Below are 20,824 nucleotides of genomic sequence, written 5' to 3' on the forward strand. Positions count from 1 at the left end.
GCGAAAGTTTCTTTAAAAGGGACCCCAACGGGTCCCTTTTACTTTTTTGCCATAAGACTTTCTTATGGATTTGATTTGAAAAATTGTATTGCACCGGTGCCATTTTGGGTGTTTAAAGGCCTCACCTTTTAGGGGAAGGTGGGGGGCATATGAAACTTATCAATGTTACAAAATCTTTGGTTCTTACGGGTGTGGCGGCGGCCTTGGCGGCTTGTTCCCCAGCAACTCAAAACTCTGTTCAGTCCGGCACACAAAGCACAGGTATTATCGGTGGTCAGCCGGTGGATACCAAAGACAGCATTGCAAAGACGACTGTGGCGATCATCGCTTCTGTAAAGACAGCGGACGATCAAGAAGGTCAGTTCATCTGTACAGGCTCCCTTCTTAAACACAATATGGTTCTGACTGCAGGCCACTGTGTTCCTCAGGTGGGTGAAGAATACAAAGAAGTGTCTTTGTATGTGATCTTCAATACAGACATCAATAAAATGCAAAGAACTGACATCCGCCTGGTGGTGGATTCTGAAGTTCATGAAGACTACGGTAAAATCGGTCAGGATGGCGAAGACGCCAGTGACGTTGCGGTTCTAAGATTCGCAGGCGGCATGGCGCCGGGCTACCAGATTGCAAAGTTCTTGTCTGACGAATCACTTCTTGTTCCGGGCACAAAGGTGACATTGGCAGGTTACGGATTGATTGAAACCGATGGTGTGAATACAAAATCTGACGATCGTCTTCGCAAGGTGGATGTCGAGATCGCTGACAGCTTCGGTAAAACTGAAATGCTGTTGGATCAAACTCAAGGTAAAGGCGCTTGCCATGGTGACTCTGGTGGCCCAGCATTCCTTGAAGTGAATGGTGTTCAATACGTTTGGGGCATCACAAGCCGTGGAGCTGGTAAGGACGGCAAAGATGACTGTTCACTTGTAGCGGTTTACACGAAGGTAAAATCTCAAGCGACATTCATCAACAAAGCGATCAAAACTTTGAGCAAAAGAGAGCAACAACAACAGCGCCTGGCTCAACAACAATAATCTTCATCTGAAGAGATTTAGAAAATAGAAAAGGGTCCCGATGAGGACCCTTTTTTTTATGCGCTCTCGGCGCTGTTTTCGACCTGCATTTCCAAAAACACAGTTTGCAGGTAGTCTGCCATCACTTCCCGCAGTTCCTCGAGCGTGAGGCTTTCGGGGTTCTTGCCATGCTTTTCCAGCAGGTTGTTAAATTCTCTTTCGACAGGGTCCTGGGGCAGTCCTGTTGCCGCAACCACTGCCTTCGCCAGTTTATTTCCCATGATCAGCCTCCATGCTTTTCAAAGGTCTCTGTAGTGAAGACGAATCCAGTCCATCAAGAGGTTAACGCGAACTCAACCCCAAAGGCGCAATCAAGTCCAAGGTCCAGTTTGGACTTACAAAACCCCTAGCTGCGCCGATGGGAATGTTCCTTGGCCCAATTCCGTGCGCCCGGCAGGCACCAGTACAGGAACGGCAAAAGCACCCGTCGCGGCAGCAAGCGGCGAATATAGTAAAACACTGTGGCATCCAGAGTGGCCGGAAGCCACAGTGGCGGATTTTCAGTTTTCATGGCCTTCAGGATCTGCTTGGCCACCTTTTCTGGCGTTGTGAGCGACATGTTCATCATACGCTCCACAAAGGGGGTCATGTTCTTGTAGAAATCGCAGTACGGCCCGCTCCAGTTCCGAGTCGGATCTGATTGCGGCGTGTGATAGACGTTCTTGTGCGAAGGGCTGTGGATAAAGCCCGGTTGAACCAGACAGATTCTGACGCCAAAGGGGCGCATCTCATACCACAAAGCCTCGCTGGCGCCTTCCAGGGCGAACTTAGAGGCTGAATATGAAGACATCGTCGGCATGGCCAGCATCCCGCTGACCGAGGAGATATTGATGATCTTGCCCCGACCCGTTTCACGCATATGTGGCAGACACAGACGAATCAACCCCATGGGACCGAAATAGTTGGTGGCCATCTGAAGTTCTTCATCTTGTTCCGTCATGTGCTCAACCACGGCGCGATAGGAAATGCCGGCGTTGTTAATTAAAATATCCACGCCACCCCAGGTGCGACTGATATCGTGGATCAGATGCTGGCGGCTTTTTTCGTCAGTCACATCCAGAGCCCGGATCAGGAAACGATCGTCTTCGCGAAACTCATTGCGAACTTTTTCCAGGCTTTTTTCGCGAGCGGTGGCGACCACACGATATTCTGTGCGTTCATGCAGAAGTTTGGCGACAGCCATGCCGATACCCGAGCTGCATCCCGTGATCAGAACGACAGGCTTATAGTGTTGAGGTTTCTTACGTTGGAAAAAATAAATAAGGGGCCTCATAGGGCCCCATTATCTTAGACGGTTGATCCAGGTGCAAAGTTTTTAGGTCTGCCGCCCGGCATTGGTGGGGGCGCCTGCGGTGGAGGCAGTGGACTCACTGGGCCTTCCGGGTCTGCATCGCGGAATCTATTGTACTGGGCATCGAAGCGCATTTTCACAGGGCCTGTGGCACCGTTACGCTGCTTACCCACGATCACTTCGGCGTGACCTTGTTTGTCTGGATTTTCTTTGTCGTAGTAGTCATCACGATAAAGCATCATGATAACGTCGGCATCCTGCTCGATAGATCCGGACTCACGCAGGTCAGAAAGCATTGGTTTCTTCTCTGTACGTCCCTCAACCCCACGGTTCAGCTGGGCCAGAGCGATCACCGGAATCTGAAGTTCCTTGGCGATGGCTTTCAAAGATTTGGAAATCTCGGCAACCTCTTGCTCACGTGATTGCATCTTTTGTTTCATGCTCATCAACTGCAAGTAGTCGATCATGATCAGATCAAGGCCGTGTTCGGCTTTCAAACGACGTGCACGGGAACGGATCTCAAACGGAGAAACACCCGGCGTATCATCAATGAAGATAGATGCTTCAGAAAGCGCACTGGCCGCGTTGATCAGCTTCGGCCATGCCGAATCCTGAATACGACCGTTACGGATTTCACTCATGCTGACTTTGGATTCCGCAGACAGCATACGCATCATCATGGACTCTTTACCCATCTCCAAAGAGAAGTAAGCCACAGTCTTTTTCAGACGAAGGGCCACGTGCTGAGCAATGTTCAGAGAGAAGGCTGTCTTACCCATGGACGGACGAGCGGCGATGATCGTCATCTCGCCCGGGTGTAGACCGGCGGTCATTTCATCCAGCTTCTTGAAGCCTGTGGCAAGGCCGGTGATCTCGGCTTTGTTCTTGTAAAGTTCTTCAATCTTTTGAATGGAAGCCTTGACGATTTCCATAGAGCCCACAAGACCTGTTTTGGTTTTGTTTTCGCCCACTTTAAAGATTTCAGATTCTGCCTGATCTACGAAAGATTCCACGTCCACGAAATCTTGTTCGTAGGCTTTTTCGATCAAAGAGGAATTAATTGCAATCAAGCGACGCAAAGTGGCCTTGTCTTTAACGATCTTGGCATGCGTGCCGATATTGGCAGAAGAAATGGTTTTATCCAAAAGGCTGATCAGATATTCAGGGCCGCCGGCAATATCCATGTGTCCCTGTGACTGCAAAACGTTCGTCACAGTGATGATATCAATAGGCTGGCCTTTGGCGTGCAACTCTTTAATGGCTTCGTAGATCTTTTGATGGCCTGGCTTATAAAAGTCATCAGCCATCAGAACGTCACCGACCTGATCGAGTGCTTCACGATCAAGCATCAAACCGCCCAGAATGGACTGTTCGGCGTCAATATTTTGTGGTGGTATTCGCGTACTCATTGAACCCCTCTAGAGTGGCGAAAATTAATAGAACTCAAAGTTTGCGGGCCTCGTGCGTGGTGGTGGTTCTCGGTTGGCCCGCTGATGCAAGACTTGAACGAATCTTAGTTCATTTTCTTTACACGAATCTTGTAGTTGTCAATTTTCTTCTTAAGAGTGTTGCGATTGATGCCCAGCATTTGCGCGGTTTTCACCTGGTTGCCATTATAGGCGCGCAAAGCAAGCTCAAGAAGTGGCTTTTCTACTTGTTCCAGAACTACATTGTACAAACCATTCAACTCAACTTGTGCTTCTTTTTGTTGAGCAAACAAAACTTCAAGTTTGCTTTTAACTAACTTCTCCAAGCTTACAGATTGAAGGTTGGCGACAAAAAGATTATCGGAACTGTTTAGGTTCGGCGTCATGGAACTCCCAAAATTTCAGATGAATCGTTAAGGACTATACTCCGCGTGTTTCGGGATTCCAAATATACTTATGCAGCTGTAATTGCAACCTTGCTGATGAATTTTTCTGCAAAATTTTTTCTGCCAACCAGCGTTCAGAGACTTGGCCGTATGATGGGCTGTATAAAACCACAAATTTTTCAAATAAATTATGTTGACGGCAGAATTCCTCAGACCATTCGAAATCTTTTTCTGAACAAATCACGAACTTGTATTCCGTGCTGGGAGTGGAAAAGCCGATGTTCTCCATCACAAATGAATTTGCTGCACCACTATCTGGAGTTTTCACATCCAAAATAATTTTCACACGCGCATCAACTTCAGCAATGCTTTTTGATCCACTTGTTTCCAAAGAAACTTTGTAACCGCGATCGCAAAGAATTCTCATCAATGTGTGCACTTCTTTTTGCAACAAAGGTTCTCCACCCGTGATGCAGACGTTCGGGGCTTTGTGGGAATCGATTTCCGCCAGAATATTTTCCAGCGTTTGCATCTCGCCTTCATAATAGGAATATTTGGTGTCGCAATAGGTGCAGCGCAGATTGCAGGCGGTCAGGCGCACAAAGACTGTTGGACAGCCGACATAGGTGGTTTCACCTTGAATACTATAGAAAATCTCATTTATTTTAAGCATTTGACTGGCTCTTTGTCCTGCACCCCGGGGCTTAAGTCAAGGAAGGCCCCAGGGTGCATGACTAACTGCTGGGAATTTCGTAAATTTTTTAAATGAACCAATTCCTTAAAAAGTTTCGACAGGACGTCATTGCAATAGGCTTTTTGGGTTTAGGGCTGTTCTTTGCTCTTTCCCTGATTAGCTACAACCCCCTAGACCCCTCCCTAAATTCCATAGGGCAAGGGCTAAAAGCTGTAAATTATTGCGGAATTGTGGGCAGTTTCCTTGCCGATATGCTGTATCAGGGCATGGGCCTGGCGGCCTGGGTGGTCGTGGCCTGTTTTGTCAAAATTGCCTATGCTGCTTTCAAAGGTGAGTCCCTGAATCTTAAAAACATTCGTTTTGTCTGGGCCTTTCTGCTGATAGTGAATGTGGCCGCTCTATTCTCGTTGTATTTGCCGAACACCAAGATTTTCCAGGGGCAAATCTATTTAGGCGGCTTATTGGGTCTGGGCGTTTCTCAGGCTTTGATGGGGGCCTTTAACTCTGTGGGCGTGCAGGTCATTCTGTGGTCACTGATGGCCGTGTTGGTGGTCTTCTATTCTGAAAAAACACTGCAAGAGCTTGCCGAAGTTCCACAGGGACTTCTGGCCTCCATGAAGAAAAAGAAAGTCATGGATAAGGTGGCGGCATTCTTCTCTGGAATGTTTGTGCAGGAAGGTAAAAAAGGAAAATCTAAAAAATCTGATGCCAAAGAAACCAAAGCCAAGAGCATCTTTCCTCTTTCTGACAAGAAGTTCGTAGAAAAAGACGCCGAGGAAGAAGAAGAGGACGAAGAGCTGGAAGAACTTCTGGCCGCCGCCGAAGAAGAAGACGAAGAAGAATCTGACGAAGAGGATTCCGAGGAGTCTGACGAAGAAGAGGAAGAAGAGGTTCCTGCGGTTCGTCTGGCACAGAAGCGCAAAGTTGTGATGAAGGCCAAGCCGCCTCGTCGTATTGAAAACTGGGATATGCCGAAACTGGCGCTGCTGGAAGACCCTCCAGCGTCCCGTATCAAGATTGACAAGGCCGAGATTCAGCGCAAAGCCGACTCTTTGGTCGAGAAGCTGAAAAACTTCTCGATCGAAGGAACCATTCAGGATGCCAAGCCGGGTCCTTTGGTGACCATGTATGAATTTAAGCCCAATGCCGATGTGAAAATTTCGAAGATTTCGGAGCTGGAAGATGACCTGTCTTTGGCCCTATCTTCAGAATCTGTGCGTGTGGTGGGTCACATTCCGGGCACGGATGTGGTTGGTATCGAAACCGCGAACCTGAAGCGTGAAACCGTTTATTACAAAGACCTGATTGCCGAGGATCAGTTCTGGAGCGAAGACCTGGCGCTGCCGATGGCCGTGGGCCGTGCGGTGGATGGAGAGCCGAAGGTGGTGGATCTAAGAAAGATGCCGCATTTGCTGATTGCCGGTACAACGGGGTCGGGTAAGTCGGTGTTTGTGGGTTCTATCATCACGGGGCTTTTGTTCCGTCACTCCCCTAAAACACTTCGTTTGGTTTTGATTGACCCGAAGATGGTCGACCTGGCGCCGTTCTCCACTGTTCCGCATCTGGTGCTACCACACGTGACCGAGCCGAAGAAGGCGGCAACAGCACTGAAGTGGGCTGTGCGTGAAATGGAAAAGCGTTATAAGTCTTTGTCCAAATTCGGTGTTGGTAAAATTGAGGCGTTCAACGAAAAAACCGGCAACCTTTCCAAGGCTGAAGTTGAAGAGCATGAAAAGATCAACCTGGAGCTGGAAGAAGGCAAAGCGAAGCTGGATCAGTACTACTATCAGCCACTTCCTTATATCGTGATTGTGGTAGACGAGTTGGCAGACTTGATGATCGTGGAAAAACAAAACATCGAAGAGCCGATCCAGCGTTTGACACAAAAAGCGCGCGCCTGCGGTATCCACTTGATTCTGGCGACCCAGTCTCCGCGTAAAGACGTCGTGACGGGTTTGATTAAAACAAACATCCCGGGCCGCGTGGCCCTGAAGGTGGCTTCTAAGATGGACTCGCGAATCATCATTGATGACTCGGGTGCGGAACGCCTGCTTCCGAATGGGGATATGTTGTTCCAGGCACCAGGTGTTGGTAAGCCGACCCGTCACCACGGTCCTTATTTGTCTGATGGTGAAATTGGCAATGTTGTAAAACACTGGGCATCTCAAGCAGAACCTGAATACGATCCTCTGGCCATGAAAGCGCTGGATGGATTTGCTGGGGGGGATGGCGGTGAAGCTGGCGGCGGCGACGGTGGTGGCTTTGGTGAAGAAGAGTACGATGAGAGATACGATGAAATTCTGTCGTGGGCTTCTGAGCAGAAAGAAATCTCTGCGTCTTTAATTCAGCGCAAATTCAGACTCGGATATCCGCGAGCAGCACGCATGATTGAGATCTTCGAAAAAGAAGGCGTCGTCGGCCCAGCGAATGGCAGCAAGCCGCGTCAAGTTCTGGTGAGTAGTTACAGAGAACAGTAAATAGAGTCTTGACTGCACTACCCTTGGTCGTGGTCTCATTAGGGGACCATATAACCATTCAAGGAGGAATTTTATGTTCAAGGCTCTTATTGCGGCCCTAGGTTTGGCGTTCTCTGTTAATGCAGTTGCAGCACCATCTGTAACGGACGTTCTGGTTCAGGCACAAATGCCTGGTATTCTGGAGCAAGCTCAGACAACCGGTTTGGACTGGAAAGTTGGCGACAGAGCTGACTACAGCGTGGACATGGGTTTCATCAAAGGTTCCATGATCATGTCTGTAAAATCCATCGGAGCTGATGGCATCTGGTTGAATCAGGACGTGGATCTTGGTTTTGCTGGTAAGCAAAAAATGGAAATGTTGATCGATCCAAACACTGGCGAAACTAAAAAGTTGTTGGTGAACGGTAAAGAACAACAAGTACCTAAACAAGACGTAGAAGTAATTGAAGTTAAAGAAGATCGTATCACTGTTCCAGCAGGTACTTTCGATTGCATCCACGCTCGTTTGAAAAACAAAGAAGACAACTCTGAGATCAATGCTTGGATCAACCCACAGCAAATCCCAATGTCCGGTCTTTTGAAACAAGTGGCTCCAAGCCAGTTCGGTAACGTGACTGTTGCTTTGAAGTCTTTCCAAAAGAAATAGTTCAATGAAGTTGAAGTTCTTAAGAGCCGCTGTCTTAGCGGCTCTTACTCTTTCCAGCCCTTTCGTTTTTGCTCAGGCCAAAGCTCCCAAGTCTGAGACCTATAAAGACATTATTGAAAAAGCCTATAACTTGAGTCTGCAGCGCGATCGCCAACAGGCGCTCAATATTCTGTCCAGCGCGATTCAACGAGAAACCCGTCCTCAGGCTGTCAGTGAACTGAAAAAGACAGTGAATGAGGTTTCCAACATCTTCTTCAGTGACAAGGCTCAGCAACTTTTTGAGACCGGCGTGTCCTTGCGTAAGTCCGAGATCAATCAAGCTCTGGACAAGGTGGCTGAGGCCGCTCGTATCGAGCCTGATAACTTCCCGATCGTGAACGAACTTTCACGTCTGATGATCGCAAAAGGAGACTGCAAAGGTGGTCTTGAGACTGTTAGAAAGCAGCTTTTGGTGGTCCCTTTTGATGAAGAGCTGAAATTGACCCAGGCTCAGGCATTGGCCTGCCAGTCGAAATGGGTTGAATATCAGAAAGTTATCGACTCAGTGGCAGTTAAAAAGAGTCCCCAGCAGAAATTCTGGTATGCCCTGGAAGTGCAGAAGTATCTGGAGCTCAACAGCCCTGTCAAAGCTCAGGAGTCCTTGGCTCTATTAAAGAAGGCTGATGATAAATATCCTGAGTCTTTCTATTGGATCTGGAAGGTCAGTCAGATGCAGAAGAGCCCCAATACTGAGGAAGCTCAGAAATACGTGATGACCTGCAAAAACATTTCAGCGAACCAGTATAGACAGTATATGATAGACCCCATGCTTTGTCGCCGTATCACCGAGGTGGAAGGCGATTTGAAGGGGATCCATGGAACATCTGAATAAAACGATCATTTTGGCAGCTCTTTCACTAGCGATGTTCGGTTGCGGAGTGAAAGGACGCCCTCTTCCTCCGCTGAATCCGGCGCCTTTGGGGCGCGGTGAGCCGACTTTCAAAGATTCCACATCCCCAACTCCCGTTAAAAAGAAGTCCAAGGATTCAGAGGCTGGACAGCCATGAGTGCCTTTTTGCCAATCACGATCACGAAGATGTCTGGCGCGGGTAACACCTTCGCTTTGGTGGATGCTCGCGATGGTTCGATCTGGAAGGACATTGAAAGCCATCTGAAGATGACCCGGGCTCAATTTGCGAAGCTGGTCTGTGACCGGGTTCTGGGCGTGGGAACGGACGGCTTTCTTTTGATTGAATCAGGATCTGAGGGATTTGATTACAACTGGGACTTCTTCAACAATGACGGATCAACCGCAGAAATGTGCGGCAATGCTGCACGCTGTGCGGCCCGTTTTTGTTATGAAAACCTGGGCGGCAGTCCCACGGGGGCCTTACGCTTTAAAACCGGTGCGGGTCTGGTGACAGCCCATGTTCTTGGGGACACTCGTGTCCGCGTTCGTATGCCTGAGGCACGATTCATTCAGGAGCAGATTGAACTAAAAACCAAATCCAGTTCGACGGAGACGTTTGCTTTGGTGAACACCGGCGTCCCTCATCTGGTTCAGAAGATCCACGCTTTCTCTGACACCGTTGCGCTGAAGGATATGGCGCGTGAAGCACGTTCGCATCATGACTTGCAGCCTGCGGGGGCCAATGTCACTTTTTATGCCGAAGAATCTGTTGCGAAAATTCGTGCCGTGACTTTCGAGCGTGGCGTTGAGGATTACACTCTGGCCTGCGGGACCGGCGCGGTGGCCGCTGCCTTTGTGTATTCGCAACAAACCAAAGAATCCCGCGTTGAAGTGCAGATGCCTGGTGGAGTGATGTTTGTCAGCTTCATCGCGGGCGACCCCCATCCACTGATGGAGGGCGATGCCGTGTTTATTGGTGATTTTAAATATAATCTTGAGGTGGTGGGATGAAAAATTTCAAAGGAACTTTCACGGCGCTAATTACGCCATTTAAAAATGGCAAAATAGACTTTGCGTCTTTGGATAAGCTGGTGAAGCACCAATTGCAAAACGGCATTGACGGTTTCGTTGTCAATGGGACAACAGCGGAAAGTCCGACGCTGACAGGACAGGAAAAAGCAGAGCTGTTGCAGCACCTGCGTTCAGTCTGTGGAAACAGCGTTCCTTTGATTATGGGAACGGGTTCGAACAGCACGGCGCAAACGATTGAAGATTCACGCAAAGCCGAAGAGCTGGGGGCTGATGCAATCCTGGTTGTTGTTCCCTACTACAACAAACCTCCGCAGCGGGGTTTGTATGAGCACTTTAAGGCGGTGGCCAGTTCAGTCAAGATTCCGACGATCTTATACAATGTCCCGGGAAGAACGATCACGTCTTTATCCGCAGAAACCACTCGTGATCTATCCAAGGTCGCGGGAGTTATCGGCATCAAGGATGCCACGGGAAAAATCGATGTTGCCAAAGAGCTGATTGCTGCCTGCGGGAAGGACTTTGTGATGCTTTCCGGTGATGATGGAACCTACGTGGAGTTCCTGGGTGTCGGTGGTCATGGTGTGATCTCGGTGGCAACGCACGTGATCCCTGCACAAATGGTGCAGTGGAAGAAGTGGGTCACAGAGGGCGCTATCGAAAAAGCTCGCGCTGATATTGCGAAGTACAATGACCTGATCAATCTTCTTTTTGTGGAAGCAAATCCCATCCCGGTTAAAAAAGCCGTTCAGCTTTTGGGTCTGATTGAATCTGCAGAGCTTCGATTGCCGCTGGTTGAGCTGGCGCCGGAACACACCGAGGCCTTGCGTGCAGAAATGAAAAAAGTGGGTCTTCTGTGAAAAAAATCAAAATCGGACTGTTTGGGTCCGCCGGCAGAATGGGCAAGGAAATATCCGCTGTTATCGAGGCAAATCCTCGGTGCGATCTGGTCTATGCGCCCTTGCGGGGTGAAAAGTGGGATGAAAAGAAAGCTTCGGCTGTGGATGTGTGGATTGATTTTTCATCTCCAGAGGCCTTGAAGGATGTCTTAAAAAAGGCGGCCGAGCACAGAACCCCTGTTGTCTGTGGCACGACGGGTTTTTCAAAAAAAGAAAAGGATCTTCTGCAAAAGTACAGCGCGAAGATCCCTGTTCTGTGGTCTTCAAATATGAGTCTGGGTGTGGCGGTACTGAACGAGGCTTTAAAGTCTCTGTCGGCTATTTCACATTTTGACTTTCAAATTGAAGAAATTCACCACAATCGCAAGAAAGACCGTCCTTCAGGAACGGCGATCACTCTTCAGGAGAATCTGGAAAAAGCGGTTGGCAAAAAACTGCCAGACGCCTTGGCCATCCGTGGGGGTGGTGTGTTCGGGGTTCATAAGATTTTCGCGATGAGCGACGAAGAGGTTTTGACCTTTGAACACACGGCTTTAAATCGCACGGTGTTCGCCAAAGGAGCCGTCCAGGCGGCGGAATGGCTGGTAAAACAGAAGCCAGGCCTTTATCAGATCCGTGATGTACTTTTTGGGAAGAAGAAATGAATTCCAAGCGGCATATCGCGCTGATTTATCTGACTTTGGATCTTGTCGGCGGGGTCGAAAAAGCCAAAAGACTTTTGGAGAAGCTTTCAGAGTGTGGGGAGATCGTTGCCATCTCCTCCGTTTACAAGCGCTACCTTACCGACGAACGTCAGGATCTGAGCGCACGCATGGAATTTGTTGTGCGATTTGAGACATCTCTATCCGTGGATCAGTGCCTGCATCTGGTTTTATCCCAGTGTGAACAGGGTGCCCCGGGTTTACTTCAGCGCAGCCATGCGGAACTGACGCTGCTGACTTTTGATGACATGATTGTGATGTCTCCCCGCCTGACTCTGCCATACCCGCAGATGCATCAGGATCCGCTGATTATCCGCTGTGCCGCTGAGGCCTGGGGGGCTTATGAGCATCCCATCTATCAAAAAAGCCTCAGTGAGATTGCCAAGACGGCACAACCAGCGAAGCAGGCAGAGTTTTATATTCAGGGTAAAAGCCTGGTTGATTTTTAAAATCAGCCAACGTACAAATTGTGAGTATCTAAAATCACTGATTAGAATCTTGGAGTTCCCATGAAGTTTTTTATCGACACGGCAGAAATTGAAGAAATCAAGCAAGCCAACCTGCGTGGTTGGGTTGATGGTGTGACCACAAACCCTTCTTTGATCGCAAAAAGCGGTAAAGACTTCCACACAGTGATCAAAGAAATCTGCAAAGAGATCTCAGGTCCAGTGTCCGCCGAAGTGATCAGTCTTCAACATGAAGAGATGGTGCGCGAAGGTAAAGAGCTGGCAAAGCTGGCTTCAAATGTCGTTGTAAAAATCCCTATGTGCGAAGACGGCATGATTGCTGTTAAGAAACTGAAAGCGGAAGGGATCAAGACCAACGTCACGTTGGTGTTCTCTCCAATGCAGGCCTTGTTGGCTGCAAAAGCTGGTGCGACCATGGTGTCCCCGTTTGTGGGTCGTTTGGACGACATTGGTGTTGAAGGTATGCAGATGGTTGATCAGGTTATCCAAATGTATCGCAACTATGATTTCGACACTGAAGTCTTGGTCGCAAGCGTGCGTAGCCCGATGCATATTCAACTTGCAGCTGAAATGGGTGCCGATATCGCTACAATTCCATTTAAAGTGATGCAGCAGATGACTCATCACCCACTGACCGACAAAGGTATTAAAGCCTTTATGGACGATTGGAATAAGGCTCAGAAGAAGTAATGAACAAACTTTCTTTGTTATTTGTCTTTCTAATGACTGTTCTTTTGTCCAGTTGTCGAACTGGGGGCGTGATTCTACGTGAAACGCCCCTGAACCTCAGCGAGACACGTCGTGTGGTCATGTCTGTGATTGGTGAGCCTCGCACGGTAAGCCAGAACGGGCGCGAAATGACGTCCCGCTATTACGACAAAAAAGGCAGCAATATCGAGAAGATGGATATGGCCAAAGAAAGATATTATACGCACGTCACAATTCTGGGCGATCGCCGTCCTTATGATGTGCAAGTGCAGGTTCTGGTCGAAGGTCGTAATGAAGAAGGAGGTTTTGACCTCCTTGACCGCGATGACGACAGAGCCGCTCCCATCGCGGAAAAGCTGCGCCAGACGCTTAACCAAAGTCGCGACAGTCGCAACGTGATTGACGACTTCCGTTCCTTCTAAATACGATAAAGACTGGTCAGAAGTGACTATTCTTATAATGAGGTGACTGTTGCAAGGACTGCGACTGAAGCGGTTGTTGATACCGCTGACCGTATTTGCTGGATGCTTATACTGGTCAAGCCCCACAGGTGGCTTGAAGTTCATTCCTATTTACGATGCACTTGTCATCAAGGCTCAGAAAAATTCACCACCACACATTGCGTTTGAAGAGATGCTGGAATCCGAGAGGCAACTTTCGGAATGGGTCCGCATCGAAAAAATCAAACCACTGAATCTGGCGTCGGAAAAATCCTCTGCTCCTCTTTTTGCCAAGAAGATCGAGCTGACTGAAATGGTCATTCAGAAAACGCCGGAAAGATTTGTTGCCTCGCAATCAGCACAGACTCCAGGAACCATCGACAGCGATCCTTCGCAGTGGATAAATGAACTTCCTGCTGCGCAAGCCAGACGCCTGCAGGTGGCCCAGCAAAAAAACGAAGTGTTGTCTCAGGATTGGAGCCAACCAACCTGGTCGGACATGGCCCGGGAAGTCCTGCAGAAATCCGGTATCACGGCCGAAACAGGCGTAGCAAATTCGAAAGTGTATGTTGCGGGAATCGATTCAAAGGGGCGCGCCAGCACGTCAGTCCCCAAAGCAGATGTCTATGTAGCGCCTAAGAACGAATCTGCCGGGGAAGATCCGAACTTGCCTTCCTATGGATTGGTGGAAGAAAAGCCGGCTGGAATTCGGACCATCTCTGGGCCGTTGGAAATCACTGGCGGACTTGCAGTGACCAACGAACATCATATCGAGATCCGTCGCAGTGACGAAGGTGTCCTGAAAGAACTGGGCCGTGTGAATCTGGTGCAGGGACAATATAATATTGAGGTCGAGGATGTGACCGGATCTATTGTCGCCAAGCTGGTGGATAAAGAAGGTAAGACTTTGGGCGAAGGCAGCTTCCGCCTGAACCGGGTTGCGTCCGTGGGCCAGAACACTCTGCAGGGACCCAAGATCCGCATTCAACCGCATCCTGACTTTGCGGGTATTGTGACAAGCGCCTATAACCCGCGACCGGATGATGCAGCCCCAGCAAAAACACTTGTGACCTTTGTAAAAGGTGCTAAAGAAGTCGCCCCCAGAAAAGATGGAGCCGTGGCGATGGACAATGTCACCCGTGGTTCCACCACGGTAATGCGAGCCGCAGCCCCTTCTCACATGCAGACGGCGGCAATTGTAGTTTCCGGTTCGGAATTTAAGACTCCCCTTTATCCAAATACGATGATTCAGGCTTTGCAGGACATTCTTTCTCAGCAAAGGCAGATGTCATTTGATGGGGCTCCAACAGTCATTTGGGGTAAAGTGACTTTGGATGGCAAGACCCTGGCTGGTATCGAAGTGCAGGTGGAATCTGATCAAAGCTTGGTGCCGGTTTACTTCAATCAATTTATGCTTCCTGATCCAAGTCTGCAGGCCACCAGTGAAAACGGTCTGTTTGCTTTTGTCGATGCTTCCCCCGGATTCCATTCCCTTCTGGCGACTCGAGCGGATGTGATTCTCGGCTACCAGAACGTGGTTGTGGAAGAAGGCTCAGTTGCTCAGGGTGATATTGCCGCTACGATTAAAAATGAATCCGTGCCGTTAAGGGTTTACGATGCTTTCACAGGTGAACCTGTGACGGGTCTTGTGACTATGCAAAGTCTTTCTGAAGAACTGCAGGTTACAGGGGTCGCAACAGTCACACTGCCGAATCTGAAGCGTTACGGTCTGATGCGTGTTCAGCCCGAGGGTGCAGATTACGTGGCAGCTCGTTATGTCTATAACGACAACGATGAGTTCGTGCACGCTCCAGTTGTTCACTGGTCGTGGTTGAGTGCGATTAAGAACTATCTGAAGATTGATGATTTGCCATCAGCAGGCGTGATCGTAGGTTTTGTCCCGGATGAAAACTTCGAGGTGTATCTGGCCGCCTACGACAATATTAATCCACGTCAGATAGTGTACTTTGATATGCAGGGTCGCATTCTGCAGAATGGAAAAGGGATCGCTGGCGGGGGCTTTATTATCTACAACGTCCCTGAAGATATTCATGAAGTAGTTGTCGTTGGCGAGAGAACTCAGAAAATCTATTCGCGTGTTCTTCCTGTGGATCCGAACACGCTATCTGTTTTGAACTTCAGAGAATAACTATCGTGCGAAATCCCGCACAATCGCTTTAAAGACATCTCCGCGATCTTCAAAGGACTTAAAGGCATCAAGACTGGTGCCCCCAGGGCTTAACAATACTGTGTCGGCGGGTTTTACCTGTGACAGGATGAACTCCATGGCGTCTTGCATGCTGACGAAAGATTTTCCTGGCAAGGTTGATTTGGTTTGAGCCGTTTGCCGACATTCACCGAAGAATACAAACTCAGTGTTTTGCAGGGCCTCCAGCGGTTTCAGATCCTGCCAGGGAAGGTTCTTGTCGCGGCCACCAAGAAGAACCCATAGTTTGCCCGCGGACTGAAGAGTGTCATGAGCTGCGGTGACGGCAATCAGAACGCTGTCCATGGCCGTGGCTTTGCTGTCATTGATAAAGCGCACACCTTTGACAGTGCCGACGCTTTCAAGGCGATGGGCAAGCCCCTTGAACGCCTTCATGCCCGCAATGGCCGTCACTGGCCATCCAGCGGCCAGCGCCAGTGAGCTTGCCAGTGCCAGGTTGTCCTGATTGTGTTGTCCAATGAGTTCAGCCTGCTCCAGATGCAGGGCTTGTAAAGACGGATCCTGACGGGAAATGACCTGAATCTGCTGGGAAGAGCCATTCTTGTTGAAGTACTCCACAAGATCGCCACCTTCGCGATTCAATAAAAGCACATTCTTCGTCAAAGAAAGGATCTTCCACTTTGTCTGATAGTAGTGCTCTAGGTTTTCATATCGCTCAAGGTGGTTCGAAGTGAAGTACGTGATGGCGGAATAATCCAATTCCAGACCCTCGCAGTTTTCCAACTGATAACTGGAAAGCTCAAGTATGATCCAGTCAGCACGAGGACGTTTTTTTTCCAGAACATCGGCAGCATAGTCGGCAAAGGGTGTCCCTAGATTGCCCCCCACAAAACCCGTTTTGGAAAAGGCGTGCAAGCCAGCGCCCAGTATGGACACGGTGGTGCTTTTGCCAACAGATCCCGTGATACCGATAAGTTTTTCGTTCTCCAGTGTGGCGCAGGCCAACGAAATTTCGCTGGTTATGGCAACACCTTTGGTGCGAGCTTCCTGTATCCATGGCGAAGCCAGCGGCACCCCGGGAGAAACCACCAAAGTGCGTGGTGCGCCTTGCGACATAAGAGCCTGTGGATCACGAAAGTGAGCAGACTCTAGTTTGCCGTCAAAGGTAAGAATGGATTCTGGGGCATATCCCGCCAGAAGCAGCAGGCGTCGAGCGGCTTCACCACTTTTACCCATGCCGACAATTGCAATTGGAGTCTTCAGGTTCTTGATAAATTCTTTCATCTGCACGATCATAGATCGTGGGAGGCAGCTTTGCCCACTTTTTTTTCAAGACCCTTTCCTGATTTTAAAACAGCCTCGCATACGGCAATCATCAGTGATCTGCATTTGTGCGAAGCCGAACCGGTCAACCTGCGTTTTCCTCTGTGGAAGAAGTTTAAGACACGTCAGTTTTTCTTTGACGATGTCTTTGAGTCTTTCCTAAAGCATTGCGAAGAACGGGCTCAGGGGGCTCCGGTGGAGCTGGTGCTGAATGGGGATATTTTCGACTTTGACAGTGTATTAAAGCTGCCTGATGAACCCGTGTTCCACATGAGCTGGCTGGAGAAGCATCGGGGACTTTTCCCGATCGAAGAGCGGTCCCGTTACAAAATTGAAGTCATTCTGCAAGATCACGCCGAGTGGGTTCGTGCTTTACGGGAATTTATTTTGCGTGGGAATCGGGCTGTGTTTGTTATTGGCAATCATGACCTCGAGTTGCATTTCACGGAAGTGCAGGCGGAAGTTTATAAGCACTTGGCTTTGCCAGAAGACAAAAAGATGCAGGTGCGTTTTGTGGAATGGTTCTACATCAGCAACCAGGACACCTTGATTGAGCATGGCAATCAATACGATCCGTATTGCATGTGTGAAGACCCGATCAATCCTTATGTTCGGGGTTATAACTTTGTGTCGCTCAAGCTCCCATTCGGAAATCTGGCCTGCCGTTATCTAATGAATGGTATGGGATTTTTTAACCCCCACGTGGACAGCAACTACATCATGTCGATTCCGGAGTATATTCGCTTCTTCCTAAAGTATATGTTGCGGGCTCAACCCGGCCTGGTGTTGACGTGGTTCTGGGGTTCGGTGGTGACTTTGCTGCATTCGTTCTTTGATCGCCTGGCGGCCCCGATACGTAATCCGCTGAAGATCGAAGATCGAGTGGCCTTCATTGCTGAAAAAGCAAATGCAGAGCCGCGGATGGTTCGCGAACTGAAAGAACTCTTTGTGGCCCCGGCTGCCAGCAATCCCTTTTTATTGGCCAGAGAGCTGTGGCTGGATCGAGCGTTTATTATTTTTGTCGCGTTCTATCTGATCTTTCAGCTGATGGTGGTTGTTCGTTCAATCTATGAAATCTCCTTCTTCTGGGCTTTCATTCCGTTGTTTCTGCTTCTGCCATTCTTCTTGTTTTATAGTAAGTCAGTTACATCTTTGGTTTCTGGGTACAAAGAGCCCGACGACCGTGTGCTGGCAATGACCAGTGCAATCACCAAGGTGAATCGAATAGTTTATGGACACACACACCACACCCGGCATGAGATCATCGGTTCGGTCGAACACTTAAATAGTGGCTGCTGGTCACCCGCATTCCTGGATGTTGAATGTACAAAGCCATTGGATCAAAAAACTTTTGTATGGATATCCCCAGGTGAAAGTGGGACAAGGCAGGCAGAGCTTTTCAAGTTCGTCGATGGCAAGTCAGAGCTCTTATTGAACCCGGGCCGCTCTATAAATTAGTGCGGCGCAAGAAGATTTCATATTGTCAATCCCAGGACCCTATGCAAACCTTTTATTGTTCGTTTTAACATGGATGGAGAGGTATATCATGGCAGAAGTACTTGTAGTTACAAGCAAAGTAAAAAAACTTATCAAAGAAAAAGGTCAAATGAACACATCTGCTGAGACTATCGACGTACTCAGTAAGGCAATTGAGCAACTTTGCCTAAAAGGTGTTGAGAGCGCGAAAGCTGACGGTCGTAAGACTGTAATGGCTCGCGACATCGTTATTGACCACCTTTAATTCGGTCAAAAGCCTTTGCAAGGCGCTTATAAAACCCACGGCTTGTAACCGTGGGTTTTTGTTTTTTGGTGCTTAGATCATTTTCTGCAAGTCGTCCCAAGAGATGATTTTTACGCCCAGAGTTTGAGCTTTTTCAACTTTAGAGCCGGGATCATCACCCACCACCAAGTAGTTCAGCTTAGAGGAAACAGAGCTGAGAATCTTTCCGCCATTCTTTTCAATCAGGTCTTTGGCATCATCCCGCTTCACGGGCAACGTTCCAGTGATCAGGAAGCTCATTCCGGACAAAGCCCCCTCTTGAGAGCGCAGGGGTTCTGCGATCTTCACTCCCAACTTGATCATGGCATGGACATCATCCACCAAACGTTGATTGGAGGTCCAATCACGAATGGACTTTGCCACTTTAGGGCCGATCTCTGGCACCAGAAGCAGCTCTTCCTCACTGGCGCCAAGGAACTTTTCAATAGTCAGGAAGTGATCGGCCAGATGTTTTCCGGTCTGCTCTCCGACGAAACGAATTCCCAGGGCAAAGATGAATCGTGCCAGTGTTGGATGTTTGCTGGCTTCGATGGATTTGATGATGTTCTCTGCGGACTTATCGCCCTGGCGATCCAAAGACAGGATGTTTTCTTTGGACAGGCGATAGAAGTCTGAAAAGCTGGAAAGCAGTTTATTATCGACCAGAGTCTCAATCAAACGGTCACCGACTTTGTCGATATTCATCGCACGTCGAGCCACAAAGTGTTTCAGTGATTCTTTGACCATGGCGATACAAAGTGGATTCACACAGCGGGTAACGACCTCACCCTCGGCCTTCACCGCCTTGGAGCCGCAGGCAGGACAATTTTCAGGAATCAAGAACAGCGTGCTTCCCTTGGGGCGTTTGTCCTTCACAACCTCGACGACTTCAGGGATGACATCCCCGGCACGTTGGATAACCACCGTGTCCCCGATGTGAATATCTTTACGGGTGATCTCGTCTTGATTGTGTAAGGTGGCGTTGGTGATGGTGACGCCGCCGACTTTGACGGGCTTCATGATCGCCACGGGGGTCAGCGCCCCTGTGCGACCAACTTGCACCACGATATTTTCAATGGTCGTCAAAGCCTGTTCAGGTTTAAACTTGGCGGCCGTGGCCCATCGAGGGCTGCGTGCGACAAGTCCCAAGTCCTCTTGCAATCTCAGAGAGTTGACCTTGATAACGACGCCATCGATATCAAAAGGCAGAGCGGGCCGAACCTTCTCGATGTGGTGATAGTACTCGACCACCTCTTCAGGTCCTTTTGCAACCCGCAGAAGGTCTTCCTTGTATTTCAGAGTTGTCGGTATGCCGTGTGCAGCGAAGTACTCTTGGATCTCTTTTTGTGTTTCAAAAGCAACCCCATCGGTGGCTCCCAGGGCATATCCAAAGAACCGCAAAGGACGGGAGGCTGCAATTTTTGAGTCCAATTGACGAACTGTTCCCGCGGCGGCGTTGCGAGGATTGGCAAACGTCTGCTGGCCATTCTCCTGCTGCATTTCATTGAGCTTGGCAAAGTCCTGCTTGAACATCAGAACCTCTCCGCGAACCTCAAAAAGAGCCGGCGGATCTTTATGACGTAATTTTAATGGAATACTTTTGATGGTTTTGATGTTCTGGGTGACGTCTTCGCCTACGGAACCATCACCGCGTGTGATCGCCCTGACGAAGTGACCATTTTCATAGATCAGCTCCATGGACAGTCCATCGAATTTCAGTTCGCAGAGGTATTCTATGGGCTCGTCGGTATTGAGAAATTTTTTTATGCGTTCATCAAAATCAAAGATGTCCTCGGGGGAATAACTATTCGCCAAAGAAAGCATGGGCAGACGATGCGGGGCTTTTTCAAACCCCTCTAAAATGCTTCCACCCACTCGTTGAGAGGGAGAATCCGCCAGGTCCAGACCTTTCTCTGTTTTCTCAAGCTCTAACAGCTCGGAAAAGAGTTTGTCGTATTCAAAATCCGTAATGGTGGGCTTATCAAGAACATGATAGCTATGGTCGTGTTCGGAGATGATCTTCTTAAGCTCTTCGTGGCGTTTCTTGGACATGCCCTCTTTGTACCATGATTGAAGGTCCAGTCACCAAGAAATTGCACGTCCCAAGAGTGACGTGTGTTGCCGTTTAAGATAGCTTGTATGTGCCATCTCAAGGAGTTTTTCAAATGATCGATAAAGAAACCATTGAGCATATTGCCAAACTGGCCCGACTTCATGTGACTGAACAGGAGGCGCTGGAATACAGCACCCAGCTGGCGAAAGCCCTAGGGCATTTTGAAAAGATATCCAAGGTCAACACAGCCGGTGTTGAGCCCCTGATTACACCCACAGAAATTGAATCCTATTGGCGGGAAGACGTCGTAAAACAGGACTTCTCTGCCGAAGAGATGACAAACAACGCGCCGGCAAAATCAGGAAACCTTTTCCAAGTGCCACCGGTAGTTTAAG

General features: G+C 49.0%; 22 protein-coding genes. 15 read left to right on the forward strand and 7 right to left on the reverse strand.

What is annotated here, in order from left to right; translation table 11 throughout:
* Nucleotides 1–149 precede the first annotated feature (149 nt).
* Nucleotides 150–1,034 (forward strand): S1 family peptidase, encoded by an 885-nt coding sequence (locus tag ACZ5ZZ_RS00160; protein WP_464119195.1) that lies wholly within the window; start codon nucleotides 150–152, stop codon nucleotides 1,032–1,034.
* 56 nt (nucleotides 1,035–1,090) lie between these two features.
* Here ACZ5ZZ_RS00160 and ACZ5ZZ_RS00165 read toward each other — a convergent pair whose 3' ends face one another.
* The 5 genes from ACZ5ZZ_RS00165 to ACZ5ZZ_RS00185 all read right to left on the reverse strand — a co-directional run bounded on the left by ACZ5ZZ_RS00165 (nucleotide 1,091) and on the right by ACZ5ZZ_RS00185 (nucleotide 4,850).
* Entirely contained in the window at nucleotides 1,091–1,294 is a 204-nt protein-coding gene (locus ACZ5ZZ_RS00165) for a hypothetical protein (protein ID WP_464119197.1), read from the reverse strand.
* A 125-nt stretch (nucleotides 1,295–1,419) separates the two neighbouring features.
* Entirely contained in the window at nucleotides 1,420–2,346 is a 927-nt protein-coding gene (locus ACZ5ZZ_RS00170; RefSeq protein WP_464119198.1) for an SDR family oxidoreductase, read from the reverse strand.
* Nucleotides 2,347–2,360: 14 nt separating this feature from the next.
* Nucleotides 2,361–3,773 (reverse strand): replicative DNA helicase, encoded by a 1,413-nt coding sequence (gene dnaB, locus ACZ5ZZ_RS00175; protein WP_464119200.1) that lies wholly within the window; start codon nucleotides 3,771–3,773, stop codon nucleotides 2,361–2,363.
* A gap of 104 nt (nucleotides 3,774–3,877) precedes the next feature.
* Complete coding sequence (locus ACZ5ZZ_RS00180; protein WP_015089245.1) at nucleotides 3,878–4,117, reverse strand: helix-turn-helix domain-containing protein; 240 nt, start codon at nucleotides 4,115–4,117, stop codon at nucleotides 3,878–3,880.
* 94 nt (nucleotides 4,118–4,211) lie between these two features.
* Nucleotides 4,212–4,850, reverse strand: coding sequence for a radical SAM protein (locus tag ACZ5ZZ_RS00185; RefSeq protein ID WP_464119201.1), 639 nt, complete (start codon nucleotides 4,848–4,850; stop codon nucleotides 4,212–4,214).
* A 92-nt stretch (nucleotides 4,851–4,942) separates the two neighbouring features.
* Here ACZ5ZZ_RS00185 and ACZ5ZZ_RS00190 point away from each other — a divergent pair, with 92 nt between their 5' ends.
* The 11 genes from ACZ5ZZ_RS00190 (at nucleotide 4,943) to ACZ5ZZ_RS00240 (ending at nucleotide 15,276) form a co-directional block, all read left to right on the forward strand.
* The gene (locus ACZ5ZZ_RS00190; RefSeq protein WP_464119202.1) at nucleotides 4,943–7,348 is read left to right on the forward strand and encodes a DNA translocase FtsK; all 2,406 of its coding nucleotides are present in this window, start codon (nucleotides 4,943–4,945) and stop codon (nucleotides 7,346–7,348) included.
* 73 nt (nucleotides 7,349–7,421) lie between these two features.
* Nucleotides 7,422–7,994 carry a hypothetical protein gene (locus ACZ5ZZ_RS00195; RefSeq protein WP_464132635.1) on the forward strand — a complete coding sequence of 191 codons (573 nt, stop codon included), beginning with the start codon at nucleotides 7,422–7,424 and terminating at the stop codon, nucleotides 7,992–7,994.
* A gap of 4 nt (nucleotides 7,995–7,998) precedes the next feature.
* A complete protein-coding gene (locus tag ACZ5ZZ_RS00200; protein ID WP_464119205.1) occupies nucleotides 7,999–8,865 on the forward strand; it encodes a tetratricopeptide repeat protein in 867 nt (288 codons plus the stop codon).
* Nucleotides 8,849–9,040, forward strand: coding sequence for a hypothetical protein (locus tag ACZ5ZZ_RS00205; protein WP_464119206.1), 192 nt, complete (start codon nucleotides 8,849–8,851; stop codon nucleotides 9,038–9,040). Before ACZ5ZZ_RS00200 ends, ACZ5ZZ_RS00205 begins: the two co-directional genes overlap by 17 nt.
* Entirely contained in the window at nucleotides 9,037–9,894 is an 858-nt protein-coding gene (gene dapF / locus ACZ5ZZ_RS00210; RefSeq protein ID WP_464119207.1) for a diaminopimelate epimerase, read from the forward strand. Before ACZ5ZZ_RS00205 ends, dapF begins: the two co-directional genes overlap by 4 nt.
* A complete protein-coding gene (gene dapA, locus ACZ5ZZ_RS00215) occupies nucleotides 9,891–10,772 on the forward strand; it encodes a 4-hydroxy-tetrahydrodipicolinate synthase (RefSeq protein ID WP_464140722.1) in 882 nt (293 codons plus the stop codon). Before dapF ends, dapA begins: the two co-directional genes overlap by 4 nt.
* Nucleotides 10,769–11,455 carry a 4-hydroxy-tetrahydrodipicolinate reductase gene (locus tag ACZ5ZZ_RS00220; protein ID WP_464140725.1) on the forward strand — a complete coding sequence of 229 codons (687 nt, stop codon included), beginning with the start codon at nucleotides 10,769–10,771 and terminating at the stop codon, nucleotides 11,453–11,455. Before dapA ends, ACZ5ZZ_RS00220 begins: the two co-directional genes overlap by 4 nt.
* Nucleotides 11,452–11,961 (forward strand): hypothetical protein, encoded by a 510-nt coding sequence (locus ACZ5ZZ_RS00225; RefSeq protein WP_464119210.1) that lies wholly within the window; start codon nucleotides 11,452–11,454, stop codon nucleotides 11,959–11,961. The genes ACZ5ZZ_RS00220 and ACZ5ZZ_RS00225 overlap by 4 nt, the downstream gene beginning before the upstream one ends.
* Before the next feature lie 60 nt (nucleotides 11,962–12,021).
* Nucleotides 12,022–12,669, forward strand: coding sequence for a fructose-6-phosphate aldolase (fsa, locus tag ACZ5ZZ_RS00230; RefSeq protein WP_464119212.1), 648 nt, complete (start codon nucleotides 12,022–12,024; stop codon nucleotides 12,667–12,669).
* Nucleotides 12,669–13,109, forward strand: coding sequence for a hypothetical protein (locus tag ACZ5ZZ_RS00235; protein ID WP_464119213.1), 441 nt, complete (start codon nucleotides 12,669–12,671; stop codon nucleotides 13,107–13,109). The genes fsa and ACZ5ZZ_RS00235 overlap by 1 nt, the downstream gene beginning before the upstream one ends.
* 133 nt (nucleotides 13,110–13,242) lie before the next feature.
* Nucleotides 13,243–15,276 (forward strand): hypothetical protein, encoded by a 2,034-nt coding sequence (locus ACZ5ZZ_RS00240; protein ID WP_464140727.1) that lies wholly within the window; start codon nucleotides 13,243–13,245, stop codon nucleotides 15,274–15,276.
* Here the strand turns inward: ACZ5ZZ_RS00240 and murD are convergent, their stop codons facing one another.
* Nucleotides 15,277–16,578, reverse strand: a complete 1,302-nt coding sequence (murD, locus tag ACZ5ZZ_RS00245; protein WP_464140730.1) for a UDP-N-acetylmuramoyl-L-alanine--D-glutamate ligase — start codon at nucleotides 16,576–16,578, stop codon at nucleotides 15,277–15,279. It lies immediately after the preceding gene.
* A gap of 30 nt (nucleotides 16,579–16,608) precedes the next feature.
* Between murD and ACZ5ZZ_RS00250 the strand changes: the two genes are divergently transcribed.
* Both ACZ5ZZ_RS00250 and ACZ5ZZ_RS00255 read left to right on the forward strand, forming a co-directional pair.
* Nucleotides 16,609–18,075, forward strand: coding sequence for a metallophosphoesterase (locus tag ACZ5ZZ_RS00250; RefSeq protein ID WP_464140732.1), 1,467 nt, complete (start codon nucleotides 16,609–16,611; stop codon nucleotides 18,073–18,075).
* An 88-nt stretch (nucleotides 18,076–18,163) separates the two neighbouring features.
* Nucleotides 18,164–18,358 (forward strand): histone-like protein, encoded by a 195-nt coding sequence (locus ACZ5ZZ_RS00255; protein ID WP_011162677.1) that lies wholly within the window; start codon nucleotides 18,164–18,166, stop codon nucleotides 18,356–18,358.
* Between the two features lie 72 nt (nucleotides 18,359–18,430).
* On the opposite strand, the gene ligA is transcribed toward ACZ5ZZ_RS00255, so the two are convergent.
* Nucleotides 18,431–20,428 (reverse strand): NAD-dependent DNA ligase LigA, encoded by a 1,998-nt coding sequence (gene ligA, locus ACZ5ZZ_RS00260; RefSeq protein ID WP_464132646.1) that lies wholly within the window; start codon nucleotides 20,426–20,428, stop codon nucleotides 18,431–18,433.
* Between the two features lie 113 nt (nucleotides 20,429–20,541).
* On the opposite strand from ligA, the gene gatC reads away from it, so the two are divergent.
* Nucleotides 20,542–20,823: an Asp-tRNA(Asn)/Glu-tRNA(Gln) amidotransferase subunit GatC gene (gatC, locus tag ACZ5ZZ_RS00265; protein WP_464119218.1), complete on the forward strand. Its 282-nt coding sequence runs from the start codon at nucleotides 20,542–20,544 to the stop codon at nucleotides 20,821–20,823.
* Nucleotide 20,824: the final 1 nt, after the last annotated feature.

The organism is Bdellovibrio sp. HM001, from assembly GCF_055397275.1.